The following is a 25,042-nucleotide window of genomic DNA, read 5'->3' as shown; positions in this document are numbered from 1 at the left end:
CTCACATCCGGAAGACGCCGAAGCCGTCGGCGCCCTTCACCGGTCCGTTGTGGATCGCCGACAGGCAGAGCCCGAGGACGGTCCGGGTGTCCCGGGGGTCGATCACCCCGTCGTCGTAGAGCCGGCCGGAGAGGAAGAGCGCTCCGGACTGCGACTCGATCTGCTGCTCGACCATCATGCGCATCGCGGCGTCGGACTCCTCGTCGTAGTCGCGGCCCCGCGCGGCAGCGGCCTGGCGGGCGACGATGGAGAGCACACCGGCGAGCTGCGCCGGCCCCATCACGGCCGACTTGGCGTTCGGCCAGGTGAACAGGAACCGCGGCTCGTACGCCCGGCCGCACATGCCGTAGTTGCCGGCGCCGTAGGAGGCGCCGAGGTTGACCGTCAGGTGCGGGACCGTCGAGTTGGACACCGCGTTGATCATCAGGGCGCCGTGCTTGATGATGCCGCGCTGCTCGTACTCGGTGCCGACCATGTAGCCGGTGGTGTTCTGGAGGAAGACCAGCGGGGTGTCGGCGGCGTTGGCGAGCTGGATGAACTGGGCGGCCTTCTGCGCCTCCTCGCTGAACAGCACGCCCCGGGCGTTGGCCAGCACCCCGACGGGGTAACCGTGCAGCTCGCCCCAGCCGGTGACCAGCGCGGTGCCGTAGGTGGGCTTGAACTCGTCGAACTCGCTGCCGTCGAGCACCCGGGCCAGCACCTCGCGCGGGTCGAACGGCACCTTGAGGTCCGCGCTGGCGATGCCGAGCAGCTCGTCGGGGTCGTACCGGGGTGGCGCGGGGGACGGGTTGCGCGGCGGTGGCCCCTGCCTGCGCCGGTTCAGCCGGCGTACGCACCGCCGGGCCAGCCGGATGCCGTCCCGCTCGTCCTCGGCCAGGAAGTCGGCCAGGCCGGACCTCGTGGCGTGCATGGCCGCCCCGCCCAGCGACTCGTCGTCGGTGACCTCGCCGGTGGCCATCTTCACCAGCGGTGGCCCGGCCAGGTAGACCTGCGACCGGTCCCGGATCATGATCGTGTAGTCCGACATGCCCGGCACGTACGCGCCGCCCGCCGTGGCGTTGCCGAAGACCACGCTGACCGTGGGGATCCTCGCCGCGGAGAGCCGGGTCAGGTCGCGGAACACCCGGCCGCCCGGTATGAAGATCTCGGCCTGGGTGGGCAGGTCCGCGCCGGCGCTCTCCACCAGGTTGACCATGGGCAGCCGGTTGGCCAGGGCGATCTCACCGGCCCGCCGGGTCTTCGCGAGCGCCCAGGGGTTCACGGCGCCGCCGCGTACGGTCGGGTCGTTGGCGACCACCAGGCACTCCACGCCCTCGACCACCCCGATGCCGGTCACCGTGCTGGCGCCGACCGGGAAGTCGGTGCCGTACGCGGCCACCGGCGACAGCTCCAGGAACGGGCTGTCCGGGTCGAGCAGCAGCTCGATCCGCTCCCGGGGGAGCAGCTTGCCCCGCTCGTGGTGCCGGGTCACGTACTTCTCACCGCCACCGGCCCGGGCCCTGTCCAGCTCGGCGTCCAGCTCGGCGAGGCGTTCCAGCAGCGCCTCGCGGTTGGCCCGGTATGCCGGCGAGGACGGGTCGATCGCGCTCTCCAGTGTGGTCAAAGGCCCATGCCCTTCGCGATGATCTCGTTCATGATCTCGGTGGTGCCGCCCCCGATGCCGAGGATGCGGGCGTCGCGGTAGTGCCGTTCCACCTCGGCGTCGCGCAGGTAGCCGAAGCCCCCGTGCAGTTGCAGCGCCGCATCGACGACGAAGTCGCAGGCGGCCACCGCGACGTTCTTCGCCATCGCCACCTCGGCCACCACGGGCTGGCCCGCGGCGACCCGCTCGGCCACGTCGTGCACGTACGCCCGGGCCGCCTCGGCGCGGGTGTGCATCTCGGCCAGCCGGTGCCGGACGAGTTGCCGGCTGGCGAGCGGGCGGCCGAAGGTGTTCCGGTCCCGGCACCAGCGGGCGGCCAGCTCCACGCAGCGCTGCGCGGTGGCGTACGCCTGCGTGGCCAGGGAGAGCCGCTCGGTGGCGAACTGCTGCATGATCGCGAGGAAGCCGGTGTCCTCCGGGCCGATCCGATTCGTCACCGGCACCCGGACGTCCACGAAGGAGAGCTCGGCGGTGTCGGAGCAGTGCCAGCCCAGCTTCTCCAGCCGCCGCCCGACGGTGAACCCGGGGAGGCTCTTCTCGATCACGAGCAGGCTCAGCGAGCCGGAGCCGGGGAAGTCGGTGCAGACGGCGGTGGTCACGAAGTCGGCCCGCCGGCCGCTGGTGATGTACGTCTTCGACCCGTTCACCACGTAGTGGTCGCCGTCCCGCCGGGCGCAGGTGCGGATGCCGGCCACGTCCGAGCCGCCGTCCGGCTCGGTGATGGCCAGGGCGCCGATCATCGTGCCGGCGAGCGTGGGCCGCACGTACCGGTCGATCAAATGCTGCGGACCGGCCGCGCCCGGGCCTGCCTTGTCGCCGCAGGCGGCGACGATGTGCGGCAGCGCGATGCCGTGGGTGAAGAGCGCGGCGACCAGGCCGGACGAGCCGCCCGAGCGGATGATCTCCTCGGTGACCAGGATCGAGTCGAGCAGGTCACCACCGCTGCCGCCGACCGCCTCGGGGAAGCCGATGCCGAGCAGCCCGATCTTCGCGGCGGTCTCGTGCAGCGCGCGGGGCACCTCGCCGGCCCGCTCCCAGTCGTCGAGGTGGGGCAGGACCTCCCGGGTCACGAAGGCGCGGGTCAGCTCGCGGAGCTGCCGCCGCTCGGGGGTGTCCACGATGGTCACGAGGTCACCCCCGGGGTGAGGTCGGCGGGCAGGTCGGCCAGTCGGGAGCGGAGCAGCTCGCCGAGCGCCTTGGCCTGCGGGTCGAAGCGGGTGGAGGCGGCCACCCCCTGGCCGAGCAGCCCCCGGATCACGAAGTTCACCGCGCGCAGGTTCGGCAGCTCGTAGCGCTCGACCGTCAGCGGTGCGGTCTCCGGCAGCAGCTCGGCCAGCCGCGCGACGGTCAGCCAGCCGCGCAGCCAGGCCCAGCCCGCGTCGTCCCGGGCCCAGACGCCGAGGTTCGCGTCCCCGCCCTTGTCGCCCGATCGGGCGCCGACCAGCTCGCCGAGCGGCGCCCGCCGGGTCGGCCCGGCGTGGTCGGACCGCCCGCCGGGGGTCTGTTCGCCGGTCGGGGGTGCCGCCGTCCGCGCCGGTGGGGCGATCGGCACCCGGGCGCCGTCCGGCAGCACGGCCACGTGCGCGACCGCGTCCTGCGGCACGGCGTCGGCGGTGAACACCCCGTACGGCGTGGCGTCGCCGGGCAGGGTGGTCAACGTGCAGCCCGGATAGGAGGCCAGCGCCAGCTCCACGGCGGCCGCCGAGAAGGCCCGCCCGGCCCGCGCCTTGTCGCCGTCCCGCAGGTGTACGTGCAGCAGCGCGCTCGCCGCCTCGGTGTCGCCGGCGTCCGGGTGGTCGGTCCGGGCCAGCGTGAACTCCAGCCCCTCCTTGCCGACCGCCTCCTCCAACTGCCCCCGCACGAGGGCCGCCTTGGCCGGGATGTCCAGCCCGCAGAGCACGAACGTCATCGAGTTGCGGAAGCCGCCCAGGTTGTTGACGCCCACCTTGAGGGTGCCCGGCGGGGGCGTGCCCCGGACGCCGGAGACCCGCACCCGGTCCGGCCCGTCGGGGGCCAGCTCCACCGTGTCCAGCCGGGTCACCACGTCCGGCCCGAGGTACGCCGGCCCGCCCACCTCGTACAGCAGCTGGGCGGTGACCGTCTCGACGGTGACCGCGCCGCCGGTGCCGGGGTGCTTCGTGAGCACCGACGAACCGTCCGCGTGGATCTCGGCGATCGGAAAGCCGGGGCGGTGCCCGCCGTCGGGCAGCTCGGTGAAGAAGCTGAAGTTGCCGCCGGTGACCTGGGCCCCGCACTCGATGAGGTGCCCGGCGACGGTGGCCCCGGCCAGCGCGTCGAGGTCGTCGCGGGTCCAGCCGAAGCGGGAGATGGCCGGGCCGACCGCCAGCGAGGCGTCGGTGACCCGCCCGGTGACCACGACGTCCGCCCCGGCGTCGAGGCACGCCGCGATCCCGAACGCCCCCAGGTAGGCGTTCGCGGTCAACGCGTCCGGCCGGGCCAGGGCGTCGCCCTCGACGTACCCGATCCGGACGGTGAGGCCGAGCCGGTCGGCGAGCGCGCCGATCGCGGCGGCCAGCCCCGCCGGGTTGAGCCCGCCGGCGTTGGTGACCAGCCGGACCCCGCGCTCCAGCGCCGTGCCGAGGGCACCCTCCAGTTGGCGCAGGAACGTCTTCGCATAGCCGAGCGAGGGGTCGCGCATCCGGTCCCGCCCGAGGATCAGCATGGTCAGCTCGGCCAGGTAGTCGCCGGTCAGCACGTCCAGCTCGCCGCCGTCGAGCATCTCCCCCCAGGCGGAGAGGCGGTCGCCGTAGAAGCCGGACGCGTTGCCGACCCGCAGCGCGTTCACCGGGCCACCCCGCTGCCCGCCGCCTCCCGCTTGTCACCGGGCGGGCCCGCGAACGCCTGGGCCACGTCGAGCCACTCGTCGGCGACCGGCCCGGTGGCGACCAGCGCCAGGTCCGCGCGGTGGCGGCGCTGGGTCACCAGCAGGCAGAAGTCGAGCGCCGGGCCGGTGACCCGGTCGGCGGCGTCCGCCGGCCCGAAGGCCCAGGTGCTCCCGTCGGGTGCCACCAGCTCGACCCGGACCGGCGCCGTCGGCACCGCGCGGCCGTGGGCCGCGAAGCCGTGCCCGAGGGTACGGAAGCCGAGGTGCGCCACGTGCCGCAGCCGGGCTGTCGGGGCGCGCCCGACGCCCAGCGCGTCGGCCACGTCCTCGCCGTGTGCCCAGGTCTCCATGAGGCGGGCGGTCGCCATCGAGGCGGGTGACATGCGGGTGCCGTACCAGGGCAGCTTCTCCCCGGCCGGGACGGCGGTGAGCGCCGCGGCGAGCGCGGTGCGGCCCGCCCGCCAGCGGCCCAGCAACGCGGCGGGCGGGGCGAGGAACGCCTCGGCGCCGTCGTCGACCAGCCGCGACGGGTCCGGCGCGGAGGTGACCGAGGCGAAGAACGCCGCCGCGTCGGTCGCCGCGAGATGGGCGACGTGGTCGGTCCAGGCCAGGTGCGCGATCTGGTGCGCGATGCTCCAGCCGGGCGCCGGGGTCGGCCGCGCCCAGGCCTCCGGCGGCAGCGGCGCGACGAGGGCGTCGAGCTCCTCGGACTCGGCGGCCAGGTCCGCGAGCAGGGCTGTCAGGTCGACCATGGTGCCTCCGGAGGGATCAGTGCGGCCGCGCGCTCCCGGGCGTCGGCGGGCCGTCGTCGGGGGTGAGCAGGGCGGCGAGCTGGCGCTTCCAGGTGTGCAGCAGGGCGGTGCGGCGGGCCGAGTCGTCGCTGAGCAGGTTGGCCACGCCGAGGCCGCGGAGCAGATCGAGGGTGGCCTGCACGGCCTCGCGGACGCCGGGCCGCCGCTCGTCCACGCCGAGCAGGTCGGCGGTCAGCCGGTGCATCTCCCGGCCCACCCGGGCTTCGAGGGGGACCAGGGCGTCGCGCAGCTCGGCGTCGGTGCGGGCGGCCACCCACAGCTCCAGCGCCGCGACGAACAGCGGCCCGGTGAAGGCGGCGGCGAGCAGGTCGACCACCCCGTCGAGCCGGCGCGGGCCGGCCGGCAGCGCGGCGGCCTCGGTGCGCAGCTCCACGGCCCGGCGCTCGGTGAGGTGGGTGACCGCGGCGGTGACCAGGGCCGCCTTGGTCGGGTAGTGGTGCAGCTGGGCGCCCCGTGAGACGCCGGCCCGGGCGGCCACCACGGTCGTGGTGGTGCCGGACCAGCCGTGCTCCACCAGGCACTCGACGGTCGCCTCCAGCAGCCGGGCCTGGGTGGCGCGGCTGCGCTCCTGCTGGGGGACGCGGGTCGATGCGGCGGGCACGGGGACAGCGTGCCGCCCCTGAAACAAACAGTCAAGACTGACTTTTTCTGCGTCGCTTTGTCGATGTTTTCAATCCAGGCACATGGATCTAGCTGTCCGCCGGTGGCTGGACTAACGTGCGGCCTCACCAGATCAAGGAGGCGTGCCGTGACTCAACCTCCCGACCCATCCGCCACCGGTGCCCAGGTCGAACGGTTCGGCTACCGGCAGGAACTGAACCGGACCCTCAGCTTCACCGACCTGCTCATCTACGGACTGATCTTCATGGTGCCGATCGCACCCTTCGGCATCTTCGGCAGCGTGTACTCCGGCTCGGGCGGCATGGTCGCGCTGGCCTACATCATCGGCATGGTGGCGATGATGTTCACGGCCCTGTCGTACGCCCAGATGGTCCGCGCGTTCCCCATGGCCGGCTCCGTCTACAGCTACACCGGTCGCGGCATCGCGCCGCCCGTCGGCTTCCTCGCCGGCTGGGTGATCCTGCTCGACTACGTCCTCGTGCCCGGCCTGCTCTACCTGGTGGCCAGCGTGGCCATGCACTCCCTGGTGTCCGGCGTGCCGGTGTGGGCGTGGCTGGCGGCCTTCGTCGTGCTCAACACCGTCGTCAACTACTTCGGCATCCGGATGACCGCCCGGGTCAACCGGGTCATGCTCGCCGCCGAGCTGGTCATCCTCGCGATCTTCCTGGTGGTCGGCGTGGTCGCGCTGGCGCAGGGCAAGGGTGCGGGCTTCTCGCTCCGGCCACTGTTCGACGGAGACACCTTCTCCTGGCCGCTGGTCTTCGGCGCGGTGTCGATCGCCGTGCTGTCCTTCCTCGGCTTCGACGGGATCTCCATGCTGGCCGAGGAGAGCCGCGAGGAGGCCCGGCAGATCGGCCGGGCGATGGTCGCGGCGCTGCTGCTGGCCGGTGCCCTGTTCGTCGTGCAGACCTGGGTCGCGGCCCTGCTGGTGCCGGACGCGCCCGGCCTGCTCGACAACGGCGACCCCGAGGGCACCGCCTTCTACGACGCGGCCCGCGTGGCCGGCGGGGGCTGGCTGGCCGGGCTGACCGCCCTGGCCACCGCCATCGCCTGGGGCTTCGCCAACTCCCTCGTCGCCCAGGCCGCGACCTCCCGCCTGCTGTACGCCATGGCCCGCGACCGGCAGATGCCGCGCTTCCTCGCCCGGATCAACCCGAGGCACAAGGTGCCGGCCAACGCCACCCTGCTGGTCGCCGCCATCTCGCTGGCGCTCGGCCTCTACATGGCCAGCCGGGACGACGGCATCTCGCTGCTGTCCACACTTGTCAACTTCGGTGCCATGACCGCGTTCCTGGCGCTGCACGTCTCCGTGGTGACCCACTACGTCGTGCGCAACGGCAGCCGGGACTGGTTGCGGCACCTGGTGGTGCCGGTGATCGGGTTCCTGATCCTGCTCTACGTCGTGATCAACGCCAAGGTCGCCGCCCAGGTGCTCGGGTTCGTCTGGCTGGGCGTCGGGCTGCTGGTCCTGGTGGTCTTCTACCTGACGGGCCGGCGTCCCGAGCTCGCCGCGCTGGTCGACGTCGCCCACGAGAGCACCGACGAGCCGGTGAAGGAGCCGCACTGATGACCGACGTGGTGAAGTACCGGCCGGAGCCGGACGAGCTCTCCTACACCTTCGGCGGGCGCGAGGCGGTGCTCCGGGTGCGCCCGGGCACGATCCTCGAGCTGTACACCGAGGACTGCTTCGGCGGGCGCGTCCGGAGCGTCGACGACCTGCCGTCGCAGGTCTGCGAGTTCCCCTACCTCAACCCCGTGACGGGGCCGATCCACGTCGAGGGGGCCGAGCCGGGTGACACCCTGGCCGTGCACTTCGTCGCCATCGAGCCGGCCCGGGACTGGGCGGTGTCCACGACCTTCCCGCACTTCGGCGCGCTCACCGGCACCCACACCACGGCGACCCTGCACCCCCCGCTCGACGAGGTGGTCTGGCGGTACGACGTCGACGTCGCCGCCGGCACGGCCACGTACCGGGCCCGCCGGGGCGACTACACCGTGGCGCTGCCGCTGGACCCGATGCACGGCACCGCCGGGGTGGCGCCGGGCGCCTTCGAGGCGCGGATGACGATCACCCCGGACGCGCACGGCGGCAACATGGACACCCCGGAGCTACGGGCCGGCGTCACCGCGTACTTCGGGGTGAACGTGCCGGGCGCGCTCTTCGCCCTCGGCGACGGGCACTGCCGGCAGGGCCACGGCGAGGTCTGCGGCACCGGCATCGAGGCGGCCATGAACACCACGGTCGTGGTGGACGTCGTCAAGGGGGCCGGCACCCCGTGGCCGCGGCTGGAGTCGGACGACGCGCTGATGTCGACCGGCTCGGCCCGCCCGCTGGAGGACGCCTACCGGATCAGCCAGCACGACCTGGTCACCTGGACCGCCGAGCTGGTGGGGCTGGACCAGCTCGACGCGTACCAGCTGGTCAGCCAGGCCGGCGAGGCGCCGGTCGGCAACGTGTGCGACACGAACTACACGATGGTGGCGAAGGTGGACAAGCGTTACCTGGGCGGGGCCGGCGCGTACGACGGCGTGCACGCCCGGCTGCGGGAGACGGCCCGGCACTACCTGACCCACCGCTGACCGGCACAGAGGACCGGCCGGGTCGCCTCCGGCCGGTCCCGCCGCCCGCGGCACGAGCCCGCGCGGGCGGGCCCGGTCAGCGGCCGTCGCGCGGGCCGAAGACGGTGAGCGCGTCGGCGTCCGAGTGACGGGAACGCAGGTACTCGTCGGCCCAGGCAGCGGCGTCCGGGAAGCCCGACTCGGCGGCCACACGGGCACAGGCGGCGTCCACGTCGTAGCCGGTCCGGCGCAGTTGCACGCCCGGCCCGAGCAGCGCCCACCAGGCGCCCGCGCCCCCGTACGGCATGCCGACGCTGCCCGGGTTGACCACGAGGCGGCGGTCGACCAGCCGGGTGAACGGCATGTGGGTGTGCCCGCAGACCACCGTGCCGACCTCGGCCGGCAGCCCGGCGAACACCTCGGCCCAGCGCTCCAGCCGGGAGTCGACAAGCACCACCTCCTCGTCGTCCCGCGGCGTGGCGTGGCAGAAGAGCACGTCGCCGAGCCCGGCGACCGGCAGCGTGACGGTCGGCGGGAGCGCGGCGAGCCGGGCCACCTGGTCGTCGCGGAGCCGGGCCGCGGCCCAGTCGGACACCTCGATACCGGCCGGCCGGCCGGCCCGTGCCTCGACCAGTTCGCGGTCGGCGTTGCCGCCGACCCAGCACGCCCGGTCGCCGAGCGCGGTGAGCAGGTCGAGCACCTCGACCGGCTGCGGGCCGGCGGCGATGTCGCCGGTGAGCACGATGAGGTCGGCGGCGGCCACGTCCGGCTCGGCCAGGACGGCCTCCAGCGCCGGCAGCGCGCCGTGGATGTCGGAGAGGACGGCCACCCGCTCGATCATCGCCCCAGCCTGCGCCCGGGCGGGCAGTTGGTCCAGCAATTCTGCGGCCGGCAGAGACGGAACCGGCCCGGACCCGCGGAACCATTGCGCCGGGCCGTCCGCCGTGCCGCAGCGTCAGACGGAACCGGCCCGGACCGCAGAAGCGGGCCGGGCCGGGGCGTCGGTAAGCGGTCAGACCCGCGCGCGGCGGGCCAGGCGCTCCGGGTCGAGGATGATGATGCTCTTGCCGTCCAGCCGCAGCCAGCCGCGCGAGGCGAAGTCGGCCAGGGCCTTGTTGACGGTCTCCCGGGAGGCGCCGACGAGCTGGGCGATCTCCTCCTGGGTGAGGTCGTGGGTCACCCGCAGGACGCCGCCGTCGCGGGTGCCGAACCGGCCGGCCATCTGGAGCAGGTTCTTGGCGACCCGGCCGGGCACGTCGGTGAAGATCAGGTCGGCGAGCGAGTCGTTCGTCCGGCGCAGCCTGCGGGCGAGCACCCGCAGCAGCTGCTCGGCGATCTCCGGCCGGTTGTTCAGCCAGGGCCGCAGCGCCTGCTTGCGCAGCCGGACCAGCCGGGTGTCCGTGACCGCCGTGGCCGTCGCCGTACGCGGGCCGGGGTCGAAGAGCGACAGCTCGCCGACCATGTCCGACGGGCCCATCACGGCGATCAGGTTCTGCCGGCCGTCCGCCGCGCGGCGACCCACCTTGATCTTGCCGGACAGGAGGATGTAGAGACTGTCGCCGGGCTCGCCCTCGTTGAAGACGACCTCGCCCTTGCGGACCTCGATCGTCTCCATCTCCTTGGCGAGCGCCTCGGCAGCCTCCGGGTCGACACCCTGGAAGATCCCGCTGCGGGCCAGTACCTCGTCCATCGCGCACCTCCGCTTGCGCGTGCCGTCCGTCGGCCGGGTCCGCCGTCCGCTGATCCCTCGCGCGCCGCCAGTCTAGGCGCACATGAGCAGGAATCAGAGGTGCACCCCTGGAATCTTGATCGTTGGGCGTAACCTGCCCGACCCGGTCAACGACTAGGATCCCGGCTCCGGTGCGGGTGGGCACCACCCGTCCCCACCTGTGATCGTAGGGTGACCGGCGTGCTGAGCGAGCCGTTCCTGACCACCCGGCCCGAGGACGGGTCGGACATCCCGCTGCTGGTCTGGCGGGCCGAGGCGCCGTTGCTGGCGGTCGGCTCCGCCCCGCTGGGCGGGGGGATCGGCGCCCGCGGATGGGTGGTCAACGCGACCGTGCCGATGTCGTACGACCGGGACGACCCCGCCGCCCACCTGGCCGAGCTGGCCGACGGCCTCGGCCTGACCGGGCCCGGCGTCGGGCTGCTGACCGGCGTCGACGTGAGCGAGGTGGTGGCCCGGACGGACGGCGGCGTGCGGGTCTGGGCGACCGTCGGCCTCGGCATGCCGATCTGGGCCGCCGCGCCGGCGCCCGCCACGCCCGCCCAGCGGGTCGGCACGGTCAACATCGTCGTGTACGTGCCGGCCCGGCTCGGCGACGCCGCTCTCGTCAACGCGGTGGCCACGGCCACCGAGGCGAAGGCCCAGGCGATCTGGGAGCTGGGGTTGCCCGCCACCGGCACCCCCACCGACGCGGTGACGATCCTCTGCCCGGCCGACGGCGAACCGGCCCCGTACGGCGGCCCCCGGTCGGCCTGGGGCGCCCCGCTGGCCCGGGCCGTGCACGCGGCCGTGCTGGCCGGCGGCGCCGGCACGGTCGTGCCCTGGTCCCACCGGCGGGCGGGCTGAGCGTGGACCCGTCCTCGCCGGGCCGGCGGGTTTTCCGACCGATCGGCCCTCGTCGCCGCGTTCCCGGGACGGTAGCGTCGCCCACGATGTACGCTTCCGCCCGCTCCGTGCCTCGTCCCGGTCGCCGCCGCCCCACCGCCCTCGGCGGCCGCCTCACCGCCGCCCTCGGTGCCGTGCTCGTCATCCTGCTCGCCGCCGGCTGCGGCGACGCCGGTTCCGGCGACGGGCCGCTCTGGCAGGCGGGTCAGGGCGGGGGGTCGACCGCGTCGGGAAGCCCGGTCGAGGGCGACCAGCCCGCCGCGCCGAGCGAGGCGGCGGAGAAGTCGATCTCACTGACCGCGACCGGCGACGTGATCATGGGCAACGCCCCGTCCCGGCTGCCCGCGAACGGCGGGAAGGGCTTCTTCGACGACGTCGAGGCCGCGCTCAAGGGCGACCTGGTGATGGGCAACCTGGAGGAGCCGCTCACCGACGACACCGGCGCCGGCAAGTGCGGCCCGCAGCCGAAGAACTGCTACCAGTTCCGGGCGCCCCCGGGTTGGGCGGCGCACCTGCGCTCGGCCGGGTTCCAGCTGCTCAACCAGGCCAACAACCACGGCTACGACTACGGGCGGCAGGGCTACGAGAACACCCAGTCGGCGCTGGAGGCGCACGGGCTCAAGCACACCGGCGCGCCCGGCGAGATCACCGTGGTCGACGTCAAGGGCATCAAGGTCGCGGTGGCGGGCTTCTCGTCGTACCCCTGGTCGAACAGCCTGCTCGACCTCGACGCCGCGAAGCAGGTCATCACCATGGCCAAGGGGATGGCCGACCTGGTCGTGGTGCAGGTGCACATGGGCGCCGAGGGCGCCGATCGCAGCCACGTGAAGCCGGGCACCGAGATGTACGTCGGGGAGAACCGGGGCGACCCGATCCGGTTCTCGCACGCCGTGATCGACGCCGGTGCCGACCTGGTGATCGGGCACGGCCCGCACGTGCTGCGCGGCATGGAGTTCTACAAGGGGCGGCTGATCGCCTACAGCCTGGGCAACTTCGCGGGCGGCGGGAAGTCGCTGAACAGCTCCGGCCGGCTCGGCTGGGGCGGTGTGCTGAAGGTCTCGCTGACCGCGGAGGGCCGCTTCGTCGGCGGCCAGTTCACCTCGACCCAGATGAACAGCGTGGGCCGGCCGGCCATCGACGGGCAGGACCGGGGCCTCGGGCTGGTCCGCGACATGAGCCGGGCCGACTTCCCGAACTCCGGCGCGCGGCTCGACGGATCCGGCAAGATCAGCGTCCCGGCGGGTGACTGAGACGCACCGCTGCCCGCGTGGGCCCGGCCGGGACGTCGTCCCCGCGACGTAGGCTGGCCGGCGTGACCACGCGCTCCCCCGAGACCGACCTCGGTCGCACGCGCCGTGCCCGCCGGATCGGCCGGGTGCTGACCGAGACCCACCCCGACGCGCACTGTGAGCTCGACCACTCCAACGCGCTGGAGCTGGCCGTCGCCACGATCCTCTCCGCGCAGTGCACGGACAAGAAGGTCAACGAGGTCACCCCGAAGCTGTTCGCCCGCTACCGCAGCGCGGCGGACTACGCCGGGGCCGACCGCGCCGAGCTGGAGGAGCTGATCCGGCCCACCGGCTTCTACCGCAACAAGACCAGCTCACTGATCAACCTGGGCCGGGCCCTCTGTGAGCGCTACGACGGTGAGGTCCCCGGCAAGCTGGCCGACCTCGTCACCCTCCCGGGGATCGGCCGCAAGACCGCCAACGTGATCCTCGGCAACGCCTTCGACGTCCCCGGCATCACCGTCGACACCCACTTCCAGCGGCTCGTGCAGCGGTGGCAACTGACCACCGAGACCGACCCGGTGAAGATCGAGCACGCGATCGGCGCGCTCTACCCGAAGCGCGACTGGACGATGCTGTCGCACCGGATCATCTTCCACGGCCGGCGGGTCTGCCACGCCCGCAAGCCGGCCTGCGGCGCCTGCACCCTGGCGAAGCTCTGCCCGGCGTACGGCACCGGGCCGACCGATCCGGCGGCCGCGGCCAAGCTGCTCAAGGGGCCCCGCGCCCGGGATCTGGCGGCGGCTGTCGGCATCGACCCCGACCTGGTCCCGCAGCAGGCGGTCGCGGCGGAGGTGCCGTGACCCGCCGGCTCGCGTACCTGCTCGTCCCGCTCCTGCTCGCGGTGGCCGGCTGCACCGCCACCACCGACGAGCCGGCGGGCCCGGCGCCGGCCACCCGGGCCGACCGGCCCTCGCCGTTCGCCGACTGCGCCCCGCTGACCGCCGCCGCACCGGCCTCCGGCCCGGCCGCGTCCGGCGCCTCCGGCGATCCGCTGCCCGACCTGACCCTGTCCTGCTTCACCGGCGGCGCCCCGGTCAACGTGCGCGACGTCAAGGGACCGGCGGTGATCAACGTGTGGGCGTCCTGGTGCCCGCCGTGCCGCAAGGAGCTGCCCGCGTTCCAGCGGCTCAGCGAGCGGGCCGGCGGCCGGTTCCAGGTGATCGGCGTCAACAGCCGGGACAGCCGCGGCGGGGCGCAGTCCATCGGCGAGGACTTCGGTGTCCGGTTCCCCATGCTGGTCGACCAGGGGGACGCGTTCGAGCGGGCGCTCGGCCGCAACGCCTTCCCGCTGACCGTCCTGGTCGACGCCGAGGGGCGGATCCGGCACACCGACTCGACCGGGGCCCTGGACGACGCCCGCCTGGCCGAGCTGGTCCGCACCCATCTCGGGGTGCGGCTGTGACCCGACAGCACCCGGACTGGCTCGACCCGCTGCTCGACCGGCTCGGCAGCGCGCGGGCCGAGGACTTCACCCGGCTCACCACCCCGGAGAGCGGCGGCCGGGAGAGCGCCGTGCTGGTGCTGCTCGGCGAGGAGCCGGGCGCCGGTCCGGACGTGCTGGTTCTCCAGCGCGCCGCCACGCTGCGCAACCACGCCGGGCAGCCGGCCTTCCCGGGTGGCGCGGCCGACCCCGAGGACGCCGACGCCCGGGCCACCGCGCTGCGCGAGGCGAACGAGGAGGTCGACCTCGACCCGGCCAGCGTGACCGTGCTGGCCGAGCTGCCCAAGCTCTGGATCCCGGTCAGTGACTTCGTGGTCACCCCGGTGCTCGCCTGGTGGCACGACCCGCACCCGGTGCACCCGCGCGAGCCCGCCGAGGTGGCGCACGTCGCCCGGCTGCCGGTCGCCGAGCTGGTCGACCCCGAGAACCGGATGCGGGTACGCCACCCGAGCGGCTGGATCGGCCCGGCCTTCTCGGTGCGGGGCATGCTGGTCTGGGGCTTCACGGCCGGCGTGCTGAACACGCTGCTGGAGATGGGCGGCTGGTCGCGCCCGTGGCCGCGTTCCCGGGTGGTGGACCTGCCGCCGCCCGGCGCCGCTCCGGCCCCCTCGGCCGGCACCGACGCGGTCGACGAGAGCCCGGTCCGCTGAGCCGGGCGCGATCACCGGCGCGGATCCGAAGGTCACGTTCAGCGAGCGGTCAGCCTCTTGCGGGCACGGTGCCCGTACCCTGGGGGCGTGTCCGCCGTGGATCTCGTACTGCTCCTGCTCATGCTCGTGTTCGCGATCAGCGGATACCGTCAGGGCTTCGTCATCGGGGCGCTGTCGTTCTCCGGGTTCTTCCTGGGCGCGCTGCTCGGCCTCCAGGTCGGCCCGCTGATCGCCCGGCAGTTCGCCGACAGCGGCACCCGCGTGCTGATCTCCCTGGTGGCCATCTTCGGGCTGGCCGTGCTGGGTCAGGCGTTGGCCGGCTGGCTCGGCTCCAACCTGCGGGCGGCGATCACCGGGCCGGTCGGGCGGAAGGTCGACGACGCCGGCGGCGCGATCATCTCGGTCTTCGCGGTCATGCTGGTGGCCTGGCTGGTCGCCGTGCCGCTGGGCTCGTCGTCGGTGCCCTGGCTGGCCTCCTCGGTGCGCAACAGCGCGGTGCTCACCGTGGTCGACCGGGTGCTGCCGGACAAGGCGCAGGAGCTGTCCACGGCGCTGCGCGACACGGTCGACACCAACGGCTTCCCGGACGTCTTCGGCGACCTCGCGCCGACCCGCGCCCGGCAGGTCTCCCCGCCCGACCCGGCGCTGGCCAACTCCCAGGTCGTGAAGAACAGCCAGCGGGCGGTGGTGAAGGTGCTGGGCTCCGCGCCGAGCTGCGCCCGCCGCATCGAGGGCTCCGGCTTCGTCTACGCCGACGACCGGGTGATGACCAATGCGCACGTGGTGGCGGGCACCCGGTCGGTGGCGGTGGAACTGCGCGGCGAGCGCTACGACGGCGAGGTCGTCGTCTACGACCCCGCGCGGGACCTGGCGGTGCTGCACGTCCCGGGGCTGCCCGGGCCGTCGCTGCGCTTCGCCGCCGGCGAGGCGGGCAGCGGCGCGGACGCCATCGTGCTGGGCTTCCCCCTCGACGGCCCGTACGACGCCCGGCCGGCCCGGATCCGGGACGTCGACCGGATCACCGGGCCGGACATCTACTCGGCCGGTGACGTGACCCGGGAGATCTACACGATCCGGGCGCTGGTCCGCAGCGGCAACTCGGGCGGCCCGCTGGTCTCCTCGAACGGGCTGGTGCTCGGCGTGATCTTCGCGGCCGCCGCGGACGACCCGAACACCGGCTTCGCGGTCACCGCCGCCGAGGCCCGGTCGGTGGCGCTGGCCGGCGCGGAGCGTACCCGGGGGGTGGCCACCGGCGACTGCACCTGAGACACCGGCGGTCAGCCGGTGACGGTGCTGGCCGGGGTGACGTCGTCGCCGGAGCGGCCGAGCGGCAGCCTGGCCCGGCCCCAGGTGAGCGTGCGGTCGAGCACCGCCCGCGCCATGATCGCCACACATAGGCCGCCGTTGACGAAGGACGCCACCACGTCGCTCGGGTGGTGCATGCCCCGGTACATCCGGGTGAGCGCGACCCCGATCGGCACCAGCACCAGCAGGGTCCACCAGGTGATCTTGGCCGGGGTGCTCCGCGCCCGCAGCGCCAGCAGCACCGCGATGCCGACGTAGAGCGCCATGGCGGCCGAGGTGTGCCCCGACGGGAAGCTGGAGGTCGGCGGCGAGTCGTCCATGTGCTCGACGGCCGGCCGGTGCCGGTCGATGACCATCGTGGTGAAGAGGAAGATCAGCGCCTGCGCGCTCACCGCGGCGCAGAGGAAGATCGGTTCTCGCCAGCGGTGCAGCACCAGCCGCAGCACCAGCGCCACCAGCACGGTCACCACGACGATCAGCTGGGTGCTGGCGAGCGTGCTGAACACCAGCGAGACGTCGTTCCAGCCGGGAGTCCGGTGCGCCGCCAGATCGCGGTTGACCGTGTCCTCCACGGTGAACGGCCAGGTGTGCGCGAGCACCCGGGTCACCAGCAGGCCGAGCCCCACCAGCAGGGCGAAGAGCAGGGTCACCGGCAGCAGCACCCGCCGGGCGATCTGGACCGCGACATCGGACATGAGCGGCCCTTTACCCCGGCGGGTACCGGACTACGCGTGCCGGCCGTCCGGCCCCGGTTCGGCCAGCTCCGGCTCGACCCCCTCCCGGGCGGTACGCGCCGGCCGCCGGCCCACCCGGGTCCGCCAAGTGGAGAACGCGGCCGTGGTGGCGGCGATGACCGCCACGCCGAGCAGCCAGCCTCCCACCACGTCACTGGTCCAGTGCACGCCCAGCACGATCCGACTGAGCCCGGTCGCCACGGCGATCAGCACCGCGGCCGTCCAGAGTGCGCCGCGCAGCGGCCTGCTGTGCCGGGCGAACGGCAGGAAGACCAGCAGCAGCACCCCTGCGGCCAGGGTGGCGTTCAGCGCGTGGCCGGAGGGGAAGGAGTAGCCGGCCGCTCGTGCGACCGGGTCGAGCAGGTCCGGCCGGTGCCGGCCGACGAGCAGCTTGAGCAGCGCGCCGAGCAGCCCACCGACGGTCATCGTGGTGACCACCCAGAGGGCCAGCCGGGGGGCGCCGCGCCACAGCAGCCAGATCACCACGCCGGCGGCGGCCACCCGGAGCGGACCGGGCCCGAACACGTTGGTCCAGACGTCCGTCAGCCGGACCAGGGTCGGGTGGTCGAGGGCGTACCCGTGCAGCGAGTCGGTGATCGCCGCGTCCAGCCGGGACAGCGGCGGCCACGCGCCGAGCACCAGCAGCGCGAGCAGGGCGAAGGGCACCAGCACCAGGAACGCGCCGGTGGCCGCCAGGGTCAGCCGGAGTCCCAGCGAGTGGTCGGGGTCGAGGCGGCGGCGCCGCCAGGAGCTCTTGCGCGTGGAGATCAGGCCGCCCGGCGTGTTCATGCGCTGTTCACTACCCACGGTGGGACCGGCTCAGACCGGCGGGACCGGTCAGCGGCGGGACTGCCGGAAGCGGCGGATCGCCAGGGCGGTGCTGGTGACCAGGGCGACGAAGAGGACGAGCCCCGGCCAGAGCCGCTCCCGCGTCGAGTTGTCGACCTGGCCGGCCGGCCGGGCGGCCCAGCGGGCCTGCTGGTTGGGCGCGGCGGCGTGGAACGGATCGCCGCCCGGCGCGGCGGCGGCCTGGTTGTCCGGGCCGAAGCCGGGCGCCCAGCCGAAGCCCACCGACCCGGGGGAGTCGTTGTCGTCGAGCGGGTTGCGTCCCACCGGGGGCACGTCCGCCGTCAGCGCCGCCACCGGGTTCACCATGCCGTAGCCGAACCGGTCGTCGCGGCCGGTGGGTCCGAGGTCCCGCGCCGTCGTGATGATCCGGTTGACCACGTCCGCGGCCGACATCTGCGGGTACTTCGCCCGGACCAGGGCCGCCGTCGCCGCGACCAGGGGAGCCGCGAAGCTGGTGCCCTGCATGAGCCAGTAGCCGCCGCCGGGGCGGGCGCCGTAGATCGCGGTCGCCGGAGCGCTGAGCACCGTCTCGTGGCCGGTGATGGAGCCGGACCAGAGGTTGTCGTTCTCGTCCAGCCCGGTGACGGCGAGGACGCCCGGCTCACGGGCCGGGTACCAGACGTCGCGGGTCTTGGAGGTGGCCAGGTTGCCCGTGCAGGCGACCACCACGACGTTGCGGGCGAAGGCGTAGTCGATGGCGGCGGCCAGGGCCTCGCTGGTGTCGGTGCCGCCGAGGGAGAGGTTGATGACCCGGGCGCCGTGGTCGACGGCCCAACGCACCCCGTTGGCGACGGTGACCGCGTCGTCGTACCGGTTCTCCTGGTCGAGCACGCGGACCGGAAGGATCTTGGCGTCCGGCGCCAGCCCGACCGCGCCCCGGTCGTCGTCCCGGCGCCCGGCGATGAGGCCGGCGACCGTGGTGCCGTGCCCCACCGGATCGGGCCCGTCGACACCGCTCGACACCAGGTCGACGCCGGGCAGCACCTGGCCGGCCAGGTCGGGGTGGGAACCGTCCACTCCGGAGTCGATCACGGCGACGATGACGCCGCGGCCGGTGGAGCTCTGCCAGGCGGCCTGCGCCTGCAACTTGGCGAGCTGCCACTGGCCGTCGCGGGCCGGATCCATACCGGCGAACTCGTCCACCGGCGCCACCCGGGCGGCTCCGGCGGCGGCGACGACGGGAACGGCGGTGGGCGCGGCGGCGTGGGCGGGCGGGGCCAGCGGGCCGGCCACGGCGGCCACGGCGGCAAGCGCGCCGAGCAACGCACGTCCGGCGAGACGCCGGGGAGGCGCGGTGGGAACTCCCTGCCGATCCCTGGTCACATTCCCCAGCCATTTCATCGCGTCAGACACATGCTGCTCGGAGATTACCGGTTCTCCCGGGGGCCACGCTGCCACTCGGGTCACCCGGGTGGGAGATGGGCGAGCTGGACCAGACGTACGCCCTCGCGCCGGGTCACGAGCCGGCCCCGGCCCGGTGGCAGCGGGCCGGCCTTCACCTGACCGACGAGCGGACCCTCCTCCGGGCCGCCCGACATCACCAGCCCGGCCGTGCACAGCTCCCGCAGCCGCTGGATGACCGGCTCGAACGAGGTCCGGCCCGCGCCTCCGGAACGCCGGGCCAGCACCAGGTGCAGGCCGACGTCCCGGGCGTGCGGCAGGTGCTCCTCCAGCGCGCGCAACGGGTTGGTCGGCCCACCGGCCACCAGGTCGTAGTCGTCCACCAGCACGAACAGCTCCGGTCCGGACCACCACGACCGGGTACGCAGCTCGGCCGGGGTGACCTGCGGTCCCGGCAGCCGCCCCTGGAGGTAGCCGGCCGCCGAGTCGATCAGCTCGGCCGTGTGCGGCGCGGCGGTCCCGTAGCCGATCAGGTGCGCCGTCTCGACCGTGCCCATCAGGCTGCGCCGGTAGTCGACCAGGATGACCCGGGCCTGCTCCGGCGTGAACCGGTGGACGATCGAGGTGGCCAGCGCGCGCAGGAACGAGGACTTGCCGCACTCGGCGTCGCCGAAGACCACGAAGTTGGGTTCGGTCGCGAAGTCCAGCACCACCGGGCGCAGGTCCGCCTCGGCCACCCCGATCGGGAACGCCAGCCCGGTGGTGGCGGCCTGGTCCAGCTCCGCGTAGGGCAGCACCGGCGGGAGCAGCCGTACCCGGGGCGCGGCCGGTCCGGCCCAGGCCCCGGCGACCGCCTTCACCAGATCCCCGGTCTGCGCGCCGAGGCCGGCGACCCGGGGCGCGGCGGCGAGGAAGTGCAGGCCGCCAGCGGTGATCCCGCGCCCCGGCCGCTCATCCGGCACGGTCGCCGCGAGCGCCCGCTTCACCACCACCGAGTCGGCCGGGTCGCCGAGGCGCAGCTCCAGCCGGGAGCCGAAGAGGTCGCGGATCGCCGGCCGGAAGTCCGACCAGCGCAGCGCGCTCGCCACCACGTGCACCCCGTACGCCAGGCCCCGGGTGGCCAGCTCGGTGACCAGCGGTTCCAGGTCCTCGAATTCGCCGCGCAGGGTGTTCCAACCGTCGACGACCAGGAACACGTCGCCGAACGGGTCGGTGGCCGCCGCCGCGGCCCGTCGCCTTCGCCAGGCCGCCATCGACTCCACCCCCGCCTCGGCGAACCGCCGCTCCCGTTCGGCCAGGAGGGCGGCCATCTCGCCGACGGTCCGGCGGACCGCGGTGTCGTCGGTGCGGCCGCTGACCCCGCCGACGTGCGGCAGGTCGCGCAGCGCGCCGAGCGCGCCGCCGCCGAAGTCGAGGCAGTAGACCTGCACCTCGGCCGGGGTGTGGGTGAGCGCCAGCGCGCAGACCAGGGTGCGGAGCAGGGTGGACCGGCCGCTGCGCGTGGTGCCCACCACCGCCACGTGCCCGGCCGCGCCGTCGAGGGCCAGCCAGAGCAGGTCGCGGCGCTGCTCGAACGGCTTGTCCACCACGGCCACCGGCACCTGGAGGGCGCCGTGCAGCTCCGGGTTGCCCACGGTGAGCCCGCGGACCGGATCCGCGCCGACCGGGCCGAGCAGCTCGTCGAGCGGGGGCGCGGCGTCCAGCGGCGGCAACCACACCCGGTGCGCCGGCGGGCCCTGCCCGGCCAGCCGCCCGACCATCAGGTCGAGCAGGGTCTCGCCGGTCTCCTCCTCCGCCGGGAGGGCGGCCGGGGTGGCCGGCTCGGGCACCGGCACCAGGTGGGTGGAGAAGGCGAGCAGCCGTGGGCCGGCGGCGCCGGCCGCGCCCGCCGGGGCGCCGCGCCGGCGTACCGCGCCGGAGACGTACGCGGCCTTGAACCGGACCAGCGGGTCGGTGCCCGAGCGCAGGTAGCCGTGCCCCGGGCTGCGCGGCAGTTCGTGCGCGTCCGGCACGCCGAGCACCGTGCGGGACTCCAGCGCCGAGAAGGTGCGCAACCCGATCCGGTACGACAGGTGGGTGTCCAGCCCGCGCAGCCGGCCCTCCTCCAGCCGCTGCGAGGCGAGCAGCAGGTGGACGCCGAGCGAGCGGCCGAGCCGGCCGATCTGCACGAAGAGGTCGATGAAGTCCGGCTTGGCGGACAGCAGCTCGGAGAACTCGTCGCAGACGAGCAGCAGCGACGGCAGCGGGGCGAGGGGGGTGCCGGCCGCCCGCGCCCGCTCGTAGTCGCGCACGCTCGCGAAGTTGCCGGCCCGGCGCAGCAGCTCCTGCCGGCGCATCAGCTCGCCGTTGATCGCGTCGACCATGCGGTCGACCAGCGGCAGCGCGTCGGCCAGGTTGGTGATCACCGCGGCCGTGTGCGGCAGCCGTTCGAAGGACGCGAACGTCGCGCCACCCTTGAAGTCGACCAGCACGAAGTTGAGCTGCTCCGAGCTGTGCGTGGCGGCCAGCCCGAGCACCAGCGTGCGGAGCAGCTCCGACTTGCCCGAGCCGGTGGCGCCGATGAGCAGGCCGTGCGGGCCCATCCCGTCCTGCGCCGACTCCTTGAGGTCCAGCTCGATCGCCCCGCCGTCGGCGCCCACCCCGACCGGCACCCGGAGCCGGTCCCGGGCCGCCCGCGGTGCCCAGCCCTGCTCCGCGGTGAAGCTCGCCGGGTCGCCGAGGCCGAGCAGCTCGGGCAGGCCCGGCTCGGCACCGGGCGGGGCGTCCGGTCCACGCGCCGTCCCGGCCAGCCGCAGCGGGGCGAGCCGGCGGGCGACCGCCTCGGCGTCGGCCGGCTCCAGCGCGTCGGCCGCGCCCACCTCGGCGTGCCCGTCGGCGGAGTGCGAGTGCAGCCGGCCGTCGACCAGGTCGAGCAGGAGGGCGTACCGGTCGAGCAGGCGGGGTGGCGGCGTGTCCAGGTCGAGCACGGTGACGGCGTCGATCCCGCCGTCGCCGGCCAGGTCGGTGGCGCCGGTCAGGTCGCCGCCGTCGAGCACCACCACCACGTGCGGCCCGTCCGTGGCCGGACCCGCCGGACTGAACCGGGACCGGCTGCCCAGCACGTCGTCGAGGAGCCGCTCCAGGTCGGCGGCCGAGCTGGTCACCAGCCGGACCGGGCCGAGCGCGTCGGTGCGCGTCGGATGGTGGGCGTGCGGGAGCCACTTGACCCACTCCCACCCCGCCCGGCGTTCCGGCCCGGCGCAGACCGCGATCAGCAGCTCGTCGGGCGCGTGGAAGACGGCGAGCTGGGTGAGGACCGCCCGGGCCAGCGCCTGTGCGGCCGGGGAACCCGCGCCGCGGACGGCGCCGGCCGGGCCGCGCACGAAGACCCGGGCGAAGCTGCGCAGCGAGAGCGCCACCGGCAGGTCCGGCACCACCGAGTACGCGTCCAGGAAGCGCCGCAGCGCCCCGGCGGTCATCGGCTCCAGCTCGTCGAGTGGCCGGGTGACCGGCGGGAGCAGCGGGGTGGCCAGCGTCTGCGGCCCGACCCCGACCCGGACCACGGCGAAGTCCGGGTCGCCCGGCCGGCGCTCCCAGACCCGGTGGCTGTCCACCGTCGACCAGAGCCGCCCAGGGGCGGGGTGCCGGTAGTAGAGGCCGGCCCGCTGCGCCCCGGCGGTCTCCCGGACCCGGCGGCGCAGCGCGGCGAGGTGCCGGAGGTATTCCCGGCGGGCGGCCATCATCTCCGACTTCTTCGGCCCGGCGCTGCCCCACGAGGTCACCAGCATCGCCACCGAGGAGAGCCCGAACATGCCGCCCACCACGTACGAGTAGGCCCCGCCGCCCCGGCCGAACATCATGGCCATCGCCACCGTCCCGCCGAGCATCGGCAGCACCATCAGCGCCTGCTGCCAGCGTCCGCCGGCCACCGCGGGGATCTCCGGCGGCGCCTCCACGGGCAGCTCGCCGGCCGGGATCTCCGGCGCCGGGCGGCGCGGCGGCCGCTTGATGACGACAGTGGACACCCGACCTCCCCATGGCTCTCGGTAACCCGAGCCTGGCTCATCGTAGGTAAAGTCCACTCGTCCGTCAGCCACCGTTCCCGCTCGATATGGAGAGACATCGATGACAAGCGGGCTGGCCCGGGTCACGATCAGCGCCCCCCGGCGGCGGGTCGACGTGGCCCTGCCGGAGCAGATCCCCCTGGCCGAGCTGCTGCCCGAGGTGCTCCGGCACGCCGGGGAGGGGCTGGCCGACGACGGCGAACGGCACGGCGGCTGGGTGCTGCGGCGGACCGACGGCGGCGTGCTGGCCACCGCGCAGGCGCTGCTGCCCCAGGGCGTCCGCGACGGCGAGGTGCTGCACCTCGTCCCGGCCCACGCCCAGTGGCCCGAACTGGAATACGACGACGTGGTCGAGGCGATCGCCGACGGGGCCCGCCGCCGCGGGGCCGCCTGGTCACCCGGGGCCACCCGGGGCGCCGCCCTGGCCGGGGCGGGCGTGTCGCTGGCCGTCGGCCTGCGCGCGGTGCTGGCCGCCGGCCCCGGGCCGCGCAGTGGCTGGCCGGTCGCCGCCGCGGTGGCCCTGCTCCTGGTGCTCGCCGCCACCGCCGCCTCCCGGGCCTTCGGTGACGGGCCGGTCGGTGCCACCCTCGGCGCGTACGCGCTGCCCTGGGCCGCCGCGGCCGGCGCCCTGGCGGTCGGCTCCGGCGATCCGGTCGGCCCGTTCGGGCCCCTGGGCTGGGTCGGCGCGCCCGAACTGCTCGCCAGCTCGGTGGCGCTGCTGCTGGTGTCCGTGCTGGGCCTGCTCGGGGTGGCCAGCCGGTCCCGGGTCTTCCTGGCCGGCGCGACCACCGGCGCGGCCGGCGCGGCCGCGGGCCTCGGCGGGCTGTTCCTCGATCCGGCCGGCACCGCGTCCGTGCTGCTCTGCGCGCTGGTCTTCGCGCTCGGCGGGCTGCCGCTGCTGGCCCTCCGGCTCGGCAAGGTGCCGCTGCCGCCGATCACCCTGCCGGCGCCGGCCGGCGGCCCCCCGGGCGTCCGTGACCTGCCCGACCGGGCCCGGGTGCACGCGGCCGTGGCTCGCACCGAGGAGATGCTGACCGGGATGCTGCTCGGGCACGCGGTGCTGGCGGTCGTGGCCGCCGCCGTGCTCGCCACCACCGGCGGGATCGCCGGGCGGCTGCTGGTGGCCGTCGGCTGCGGGGTGCTGCTGCTGCGCTCCCGGCTCTTCGTGGCGGTCCGCCACCGGGTGCCCGCGGTCACCGCCGGGCTGGCCGGGTACGCCCTCCTCGGCGCGGTGCTCGCCGACCGGGCCGGTCCGGCCGGTCGGCTGGCGCTGACCGTCGGCGGGCTGGCCCTGGCCCTGCTCGCCGTGGTGGCCGGCGCCACGTACGCCCGCCGGCCGGTCTCCCCGTACCTCGGCCGGCTGGCCGACCTGACCGACACCGCGCTGGTGGTCGCCGTCGTCCCGGTGGCCTGCGCGGTGCTCGACCTCTACGACCGGGCCCGCGGTCTGCTCGGCTGAGCCACACGCACGCGGGCCCGGGTCGCTCGGTGGAGCGGCCCGGGCCCGTCGGCGCGGATCAGGTCAGTGCAGGGTCTCGCCGCGCTCGGCGGCCTCCTTGGCACGCTGGTACGAGGCCACGATCTCGGCCTCGGCCTCGGTGCGACCCACCCAGGTCGCGCCCTCGACCGACTTGCCCGGCTCCAGGTCCTTGTAGACCTCGAAGAAGTGCTGGATCTCCAGGCGGTCGAACTCGCCCAGGTGGTGGATGTCCCGCAGGTGCTCCTGGCGCGGGTCCTCGTAGGGCACGCAGAGGACCTTGTCGTCGCCGCCCTTCTCGTCCGTCATCCGGAACATGCCGATGGTCCGGCAGCGGATCAGACAGCCCGGGAAGGTGGGCTCGGGCACCAGCACCAGCGCGTCCAGCGGGTCGCCGTCCTCGCCCAGGGTGCCCTCGATGAAGCCGTAGTCGGCCGGGTACTGCGTGGAGGTGAAGAGGGTGCGGTCCAGCCGGATCCGGCCGGTCGCGTGGTCCACCTCGTACTTGTTGCGGTGACCCTTGGGGATCTCAACCGTGACGTCGAAATCCATCTCCCACGCTCCCTCGTTTGCCCACGCTGGCTAACGGAAACCAGTGGCGCCGCCCACCGGACGGGGTGAACGCCCCCCGCCGGCTCCGGCCGCCGCATAGTGTTCGGACCGAAGTAGTGTCACCCAAGGCGCTTTTGAGCGGGGGAGGAGGGGGTCGTGGGGAGGGAAGATTCACACTACCGCCCCGAGGGGGTTGACGGGCGCAGGTCCGCAGGTTCCGGTTCCGGCGGGGCCACCGGCCGCGTCTCGGTCCCCGGCACCACCCCCG

Annotated in this window: 21 protein-coding genes; 9 read left to right on the top strand and 12 right to left on the bottom strand. The window is 74.6% G+C overall.

What is annotated here, in order from left to right; translation table 11 throughout:
• Position 1: 1 nt before the first annotated feature.
• The 5 genes from ABZW14_RS16770 to ABZW14_RS16750 are packed head-to-tail and all read right to left on the bottom strand — an operon-like array spanning position 2 to position 5,900.
• Positions 2-1,603, bottom strand: coding sequence for a carboxyl transferase domain-containing protein (locus ABZW14_RS16770; RefSeq protein ID WP_355346598.1), 1,602 nt, complete (start codon positions 1,601-1,603; stop codon positions 2-4).
• Positions 1,600-2,769 (bottom strand): acyl-CoA dehydrogenase family protein, encoded by a 1,170-nt coding sequence (locus ABZW14_RS16765; protein ID WP_355346596.1) that lies wholly within the window; start codon positions 2,767-2,769, stop codon positions 1,600-1,602. Before ABZW14_RS16765 ends, ABZW14_RS16770 begins: the two co-directional genes overlap by 4 nt.
• Entirely contained in the window at positions 2,766-4,448 is a 1,683-nt protein-coding gene (locus ABZW14_RS16760; protein ID WP_355346593.1) for an acyclic terpene utilization AtuA family protein, read from the bottom strand. The genes ABZW14_RS16765 and ABZW14_RS16760 overlap by 4 nt, the downstream gene beginning before the upstream one ends.
• Complete coding sequence (locus tag ABZW14_RS16755) at positions 4,445-5,239, bottom strand: TIGR03084 family metal-binding protein (protein ID WP_355346590.1); 795 nt, start codon at positions 5,237-5,239, stop codon at positions 4,445-4,447. The genes ABZW14_RS16760 and ABZW14_RS16755 overlap by 4 nt, the downstream gene beginning before the upstream one ends.
• Before the next feature lie 16 nt (positions 5,240-5,255).
• Complete coding sequence (locus ABZW14_RS16750) at positions 5,256-5,900, bottom strand: TetR/AcrR family transcriptional regulator (RefSeq protein WP_355346587.1); 645 nt, start codon at positions 5,898-5,900, stop codon at positions 5,256-5,258.
• Positions 5,901-6,047: 147 nt separating this feature from the next.
• Between ABZW14_RS16750 and ABZW14_RS16745 the strand changes: the two genes are divergently transcribed.
• Positions 6,048-7,487 (top strand): APC family permease, encoded by a 1,440-nt coding sequence (locus ABZW14_RS16745; RefSeq protein WP_355346584.1) that lies wholly within the window; start codon positions 6,048-6,050, stop codon positions 7,485-7,487.
• Positions 7,487-8,500 (top strand): acetamidase/formamidase family protein, encoded by a 1,014-nt coding sequence (locus ABZW14_RS16740; RefSeq protein ID WP_355346581.1) that lies wholly within the window; start codon positions 7,487-7,489, stop codon positions 8,498-8,500. The genes ABZW14_RS16745 and ABZW14_RS16740 overlap by 1 nt, the downstream gene beginning before the upstream one ends.
• Positions 8,501-8,576: 76 nt before the next feature.
• On the opposite strand, the gene ABZW14_RS16735 is transcribed toward ABZW14_RS16740, so the two are convergent.
• Both ABZW14_RS16735 and ABZW14_RS16730 read right to left on the bottom strand, forming a co-directional pair.
• Positions 8,577-9,320: a metallophosphoesterase family protein gene (locus ABZW14_RS16735; RefSeq protein ID WP_355346578.1), complete on the bottom strand. Its 744-nt coding sequence runs from the start codon at positions 9,318-9,320 to the stop codon at positions 8,577-8,579.
• Positions 9,321-9,491: 171 nt separating this feature from the next.
• Positions 9,492-10,169, bottom strand: a complete 678-nt coding sequence (locus tag ABZW14_RS16730; RefSeq protein ID WP_007073398.1) for a Crp/Fnr family transcriptional regulator — start codon at positions 10,167-10,169, stop codon at positions 9,492-9,494.
• 219 nt (positions 10,170-10,388) lie between these two features.
• Here ABZW14_RS16730 and ABZW14_RS16725 point away from each other — a divergent pair, with 219 nt between their 5' ends.
• The 6 genes from ABZW14_RS16725 (at position 10,389) to ABZW14_RS16700 (ending at position 15,739) form a co-directional block, all read left to right on the top strand.
• A complete protein-coding gene (locus tag ABZW14_RS16725; RefSeq protein ID WP_355346575.1) occupies positions 10,389-11,051 on the top strand; it encodes an adenosylcobinamide amidohydrolase in 663 nt (220 codons plus the stop codon).
• An 86-nt stretch (positions 11,052-11,137) separates the two neighbouring features.
• A complete protein-coding gene (locus ABZW14_RS16720; RefSeq protein WP_355346572.1) occupies positions 11,138-12,340 on the top strand; it encodes a CapA family protein in 1,203 nt (400 codons plus the stop codon).
• A gap of 62 nt (positions 12,341-12,402) precedes the next feature.
• On the top strand, positions 12,403-13,182 hold the full coding sequence (nth, locus tag ABZW14_RS16715; protein WP_355346569.1) for an endonuclease III: 780 nt from the start codon (positions 12,403-12,405) through the stop codon (positions 13,180-13,182).
• Positions 13,179-13,784: a TlpA disulfide reductase family protein gene (locus ABZW14_RS16710; protein ID WP_355346566.1), complete on the top strand. Its 606-nt coding sequence runs from the start codon at positions 13,179-13,181 to the stop codon at positions 13,782-13,784. The genes nth and ABZW14_RS16710 overlap by 4 nt, the downstream gene beginning before the upstream one ends.
• The gene (locus ABZW14_RS16705; RefSeq protein WP_355346563.1) at positions 13,781-14,473 is read left to right on the top strand and encodes a CoA pyrophosphatase; all 693 of its coding nucleotides are present in this window, start codon (positions 13,781-13,783) and stop codon (positions 14,471-14,473) included. The genes ABZW14_RS16710 and ABZW14_RS16705 overlap by 4 nt, the downstream gene beginning before the upstream one ends.
• An 87-nt stretch (positions 14,474-14,560) precedes the next feature.
• Positions 14,561-15,739, top strand: a complete 1,179-nt coding sequence (locus ABZW14_RS16700; protein ID WP_355346560.1) for a MarP family serine protease — start codon at positions 14,561-14,563, stop codon at positions 15,737-15,739.
• A gap of 11 nt (positions 15,740-15,750) precedes the next feature.
• On the opposite strand, the gene ABZW14_RS16695 is transcribed toward ABZW14_RS16700, so the two are convergent.
• The 4 genes from ABZW14_RS16695 to eccCa all read right to left on the bottom strand — a co-directional run bounded on the left by ABZW14_RS16695 (position 15,751) and on the right by eccCa (position 22,706).
• Positions 15,751-16,473, bottom strand: coding sequence for a phosphatase PAP2 family protein (locus ABZW14_RS16695; protein WP_355346557.1), 723 nt, complete (start codon positions 16,471-16,473; stop codon positions 15,751-15,753).
• Between the two features lie 30 nt (positions 16,474-16,503).
• Positions 16,504-17,301, bottom strand: coding sequence for a phosphatase PAP2 family protein (locus ABZW14_RS16690; protein ID WP_355346554.1), 798 nt, complete (start codon positions 17,299-17,301; stop codon positions 16,504-16,506).
• A gap of 48 nt (positions 17,302-17,349) precedes the next feature.
• Positions 17,350-18,702: a type VII secretion-associated serine protease mycosin gene (gene mycP, locus ABZW14_RS16685; protein ID WP_355346551.1), complete on the bottom strand. Its 1,353-nt coding sequence runs from the start codon at positions 18,700-18,702 to the stop codon at positions 17,350-17,352.
• Positions 18,703-18,764: 62 nt separating this feature from the next.
• Positions 18,765-22,706 (bottom strand): type VII secretion protein EccCa, encoded by a 3,942-nt coding sequence (gene eccCa / locus ABZW14_RS16680; RefSeq protein WP_355346548.1) that lies wholly within the window; start codon positions 22,704-22,706, stop codon positions 18,765-18,767.
• A gap of 100 nt (positions 22,707-22,806) precedes the next feature.
• On the opposite strand from eccCa, the gene eccD reads away from it, so the two are divergent.
• Positions 22,807-24,204 carry a type VII secretion integral membrane protein EccD gene (gene eccD / locus ABZW14_RS16675; RefSeq protein ID WP_355346545.1) on the top strand — a complete coding sequence of 466 codons (1,398 nt, stop codon included), beginning with the start codon at positions 22,807-22,809 and terminating at the stop codon, positions 24,202-24,204.
• Positions 24,205-24,267: 63 nt separating this feature from the next.
• Here the strand turns inward: eccD and ABZW14_RS16670 are convergent, their stop codons facing one another.
• Positions 24,268-24,774, bottom strand: coding sequence for an inorganic diphosphatase (locus ABZW14_RS16670; protein ID WP_091266984.1), 507 nt, complete (start codon positions 24,772-24,774; stop codon positions 24,268-24,270).
• Positions 24,775-25,042: the final 268 nt, after the last annotated feature.

The organism is Micromonospora sp. NPDC004551 (assembly GCF_040609975.1).
Lineage (GTDB): Bacteria > Actinomycetota > Actinomycetes > Mycobacteriales > Micromonosporaceae > Micromonospora.
The sequence above is the reverse complement of the archived record's forward strand: the minus strand, read 5'-3'. Positions and strand labels throughout refer to the sequence as shown.

Coding starts and splice junctions, on each gene's coding strand:
- ABZW14_RS16755 (WP_355346590.1), bottom strand. CDS start 5,239: ATGGTCGACCTGACAGCCCTGCTCGCGGACCTGGCCGCCGAGTCCGAG.
- ABZW14_RS16740 (WP_355346581.1), top strand. CDS start 7,487: ATGACCGACGTGGTGAAGTACCGGCCGGAGCCGGACGAGCTCTCCTAC.
- ABZW14_RS16735 (WP_355346578.1), bottom strand. CDS start 9,320: ATGATCGAGCGGGTGGCCGTCCTCTCCGACATCCACGGCGCGCTGCCG.
- ABZW14_RS16730 (WP_007073398.1), bottom strand. CDS start 10,169: ATGGACGAGGTACTGGCCCGCAGCGGGATCTTCCAGGGTGTCGACCCG.
- ABZW14_RS16720 (WP_355346572.1), top strand. CDS start 11,138: ATGTACGCTTCCGCCCGCTCCGTGCCTCGTCCCGGTCGCCGCCGCCCC.
- ABZW14_RS16695 (WP_355346557.1), bottom strand. CDS start 16,473: ATGTCCGATGTCGCGGTCCAGATCGCCCGGCGGGTGCTGCTGCCGGTG.
- ABZW14_RS16690 (WP_355346554.1), bottom strand. CDS start 17,301: ATGAACACGCCGGGCGGCCTGATCTCCACGCGCAAGAGCTCCTGGCGG.
- mycP (WP_355346551.1), bottom strand. CDS start 18,702: ATGAAATGGCTGGGGAATGTGACCAGGGATCGGCAGGGAGTTCCCACC.
- eccD (WP_355346545.1), top strand. CDS start 22,807: ATGACAAGCGGGCTGGCCCGGGTCACGATCAGCGCCCCCCGGCGGCGG.
- ABZW14_RS16670 (WP_091266984.1), bottom strand. CDS start 24,774: ATGGATTTCGACGTCACGGTTGAGATCCCCAAGGGTCACCGCAACAAG.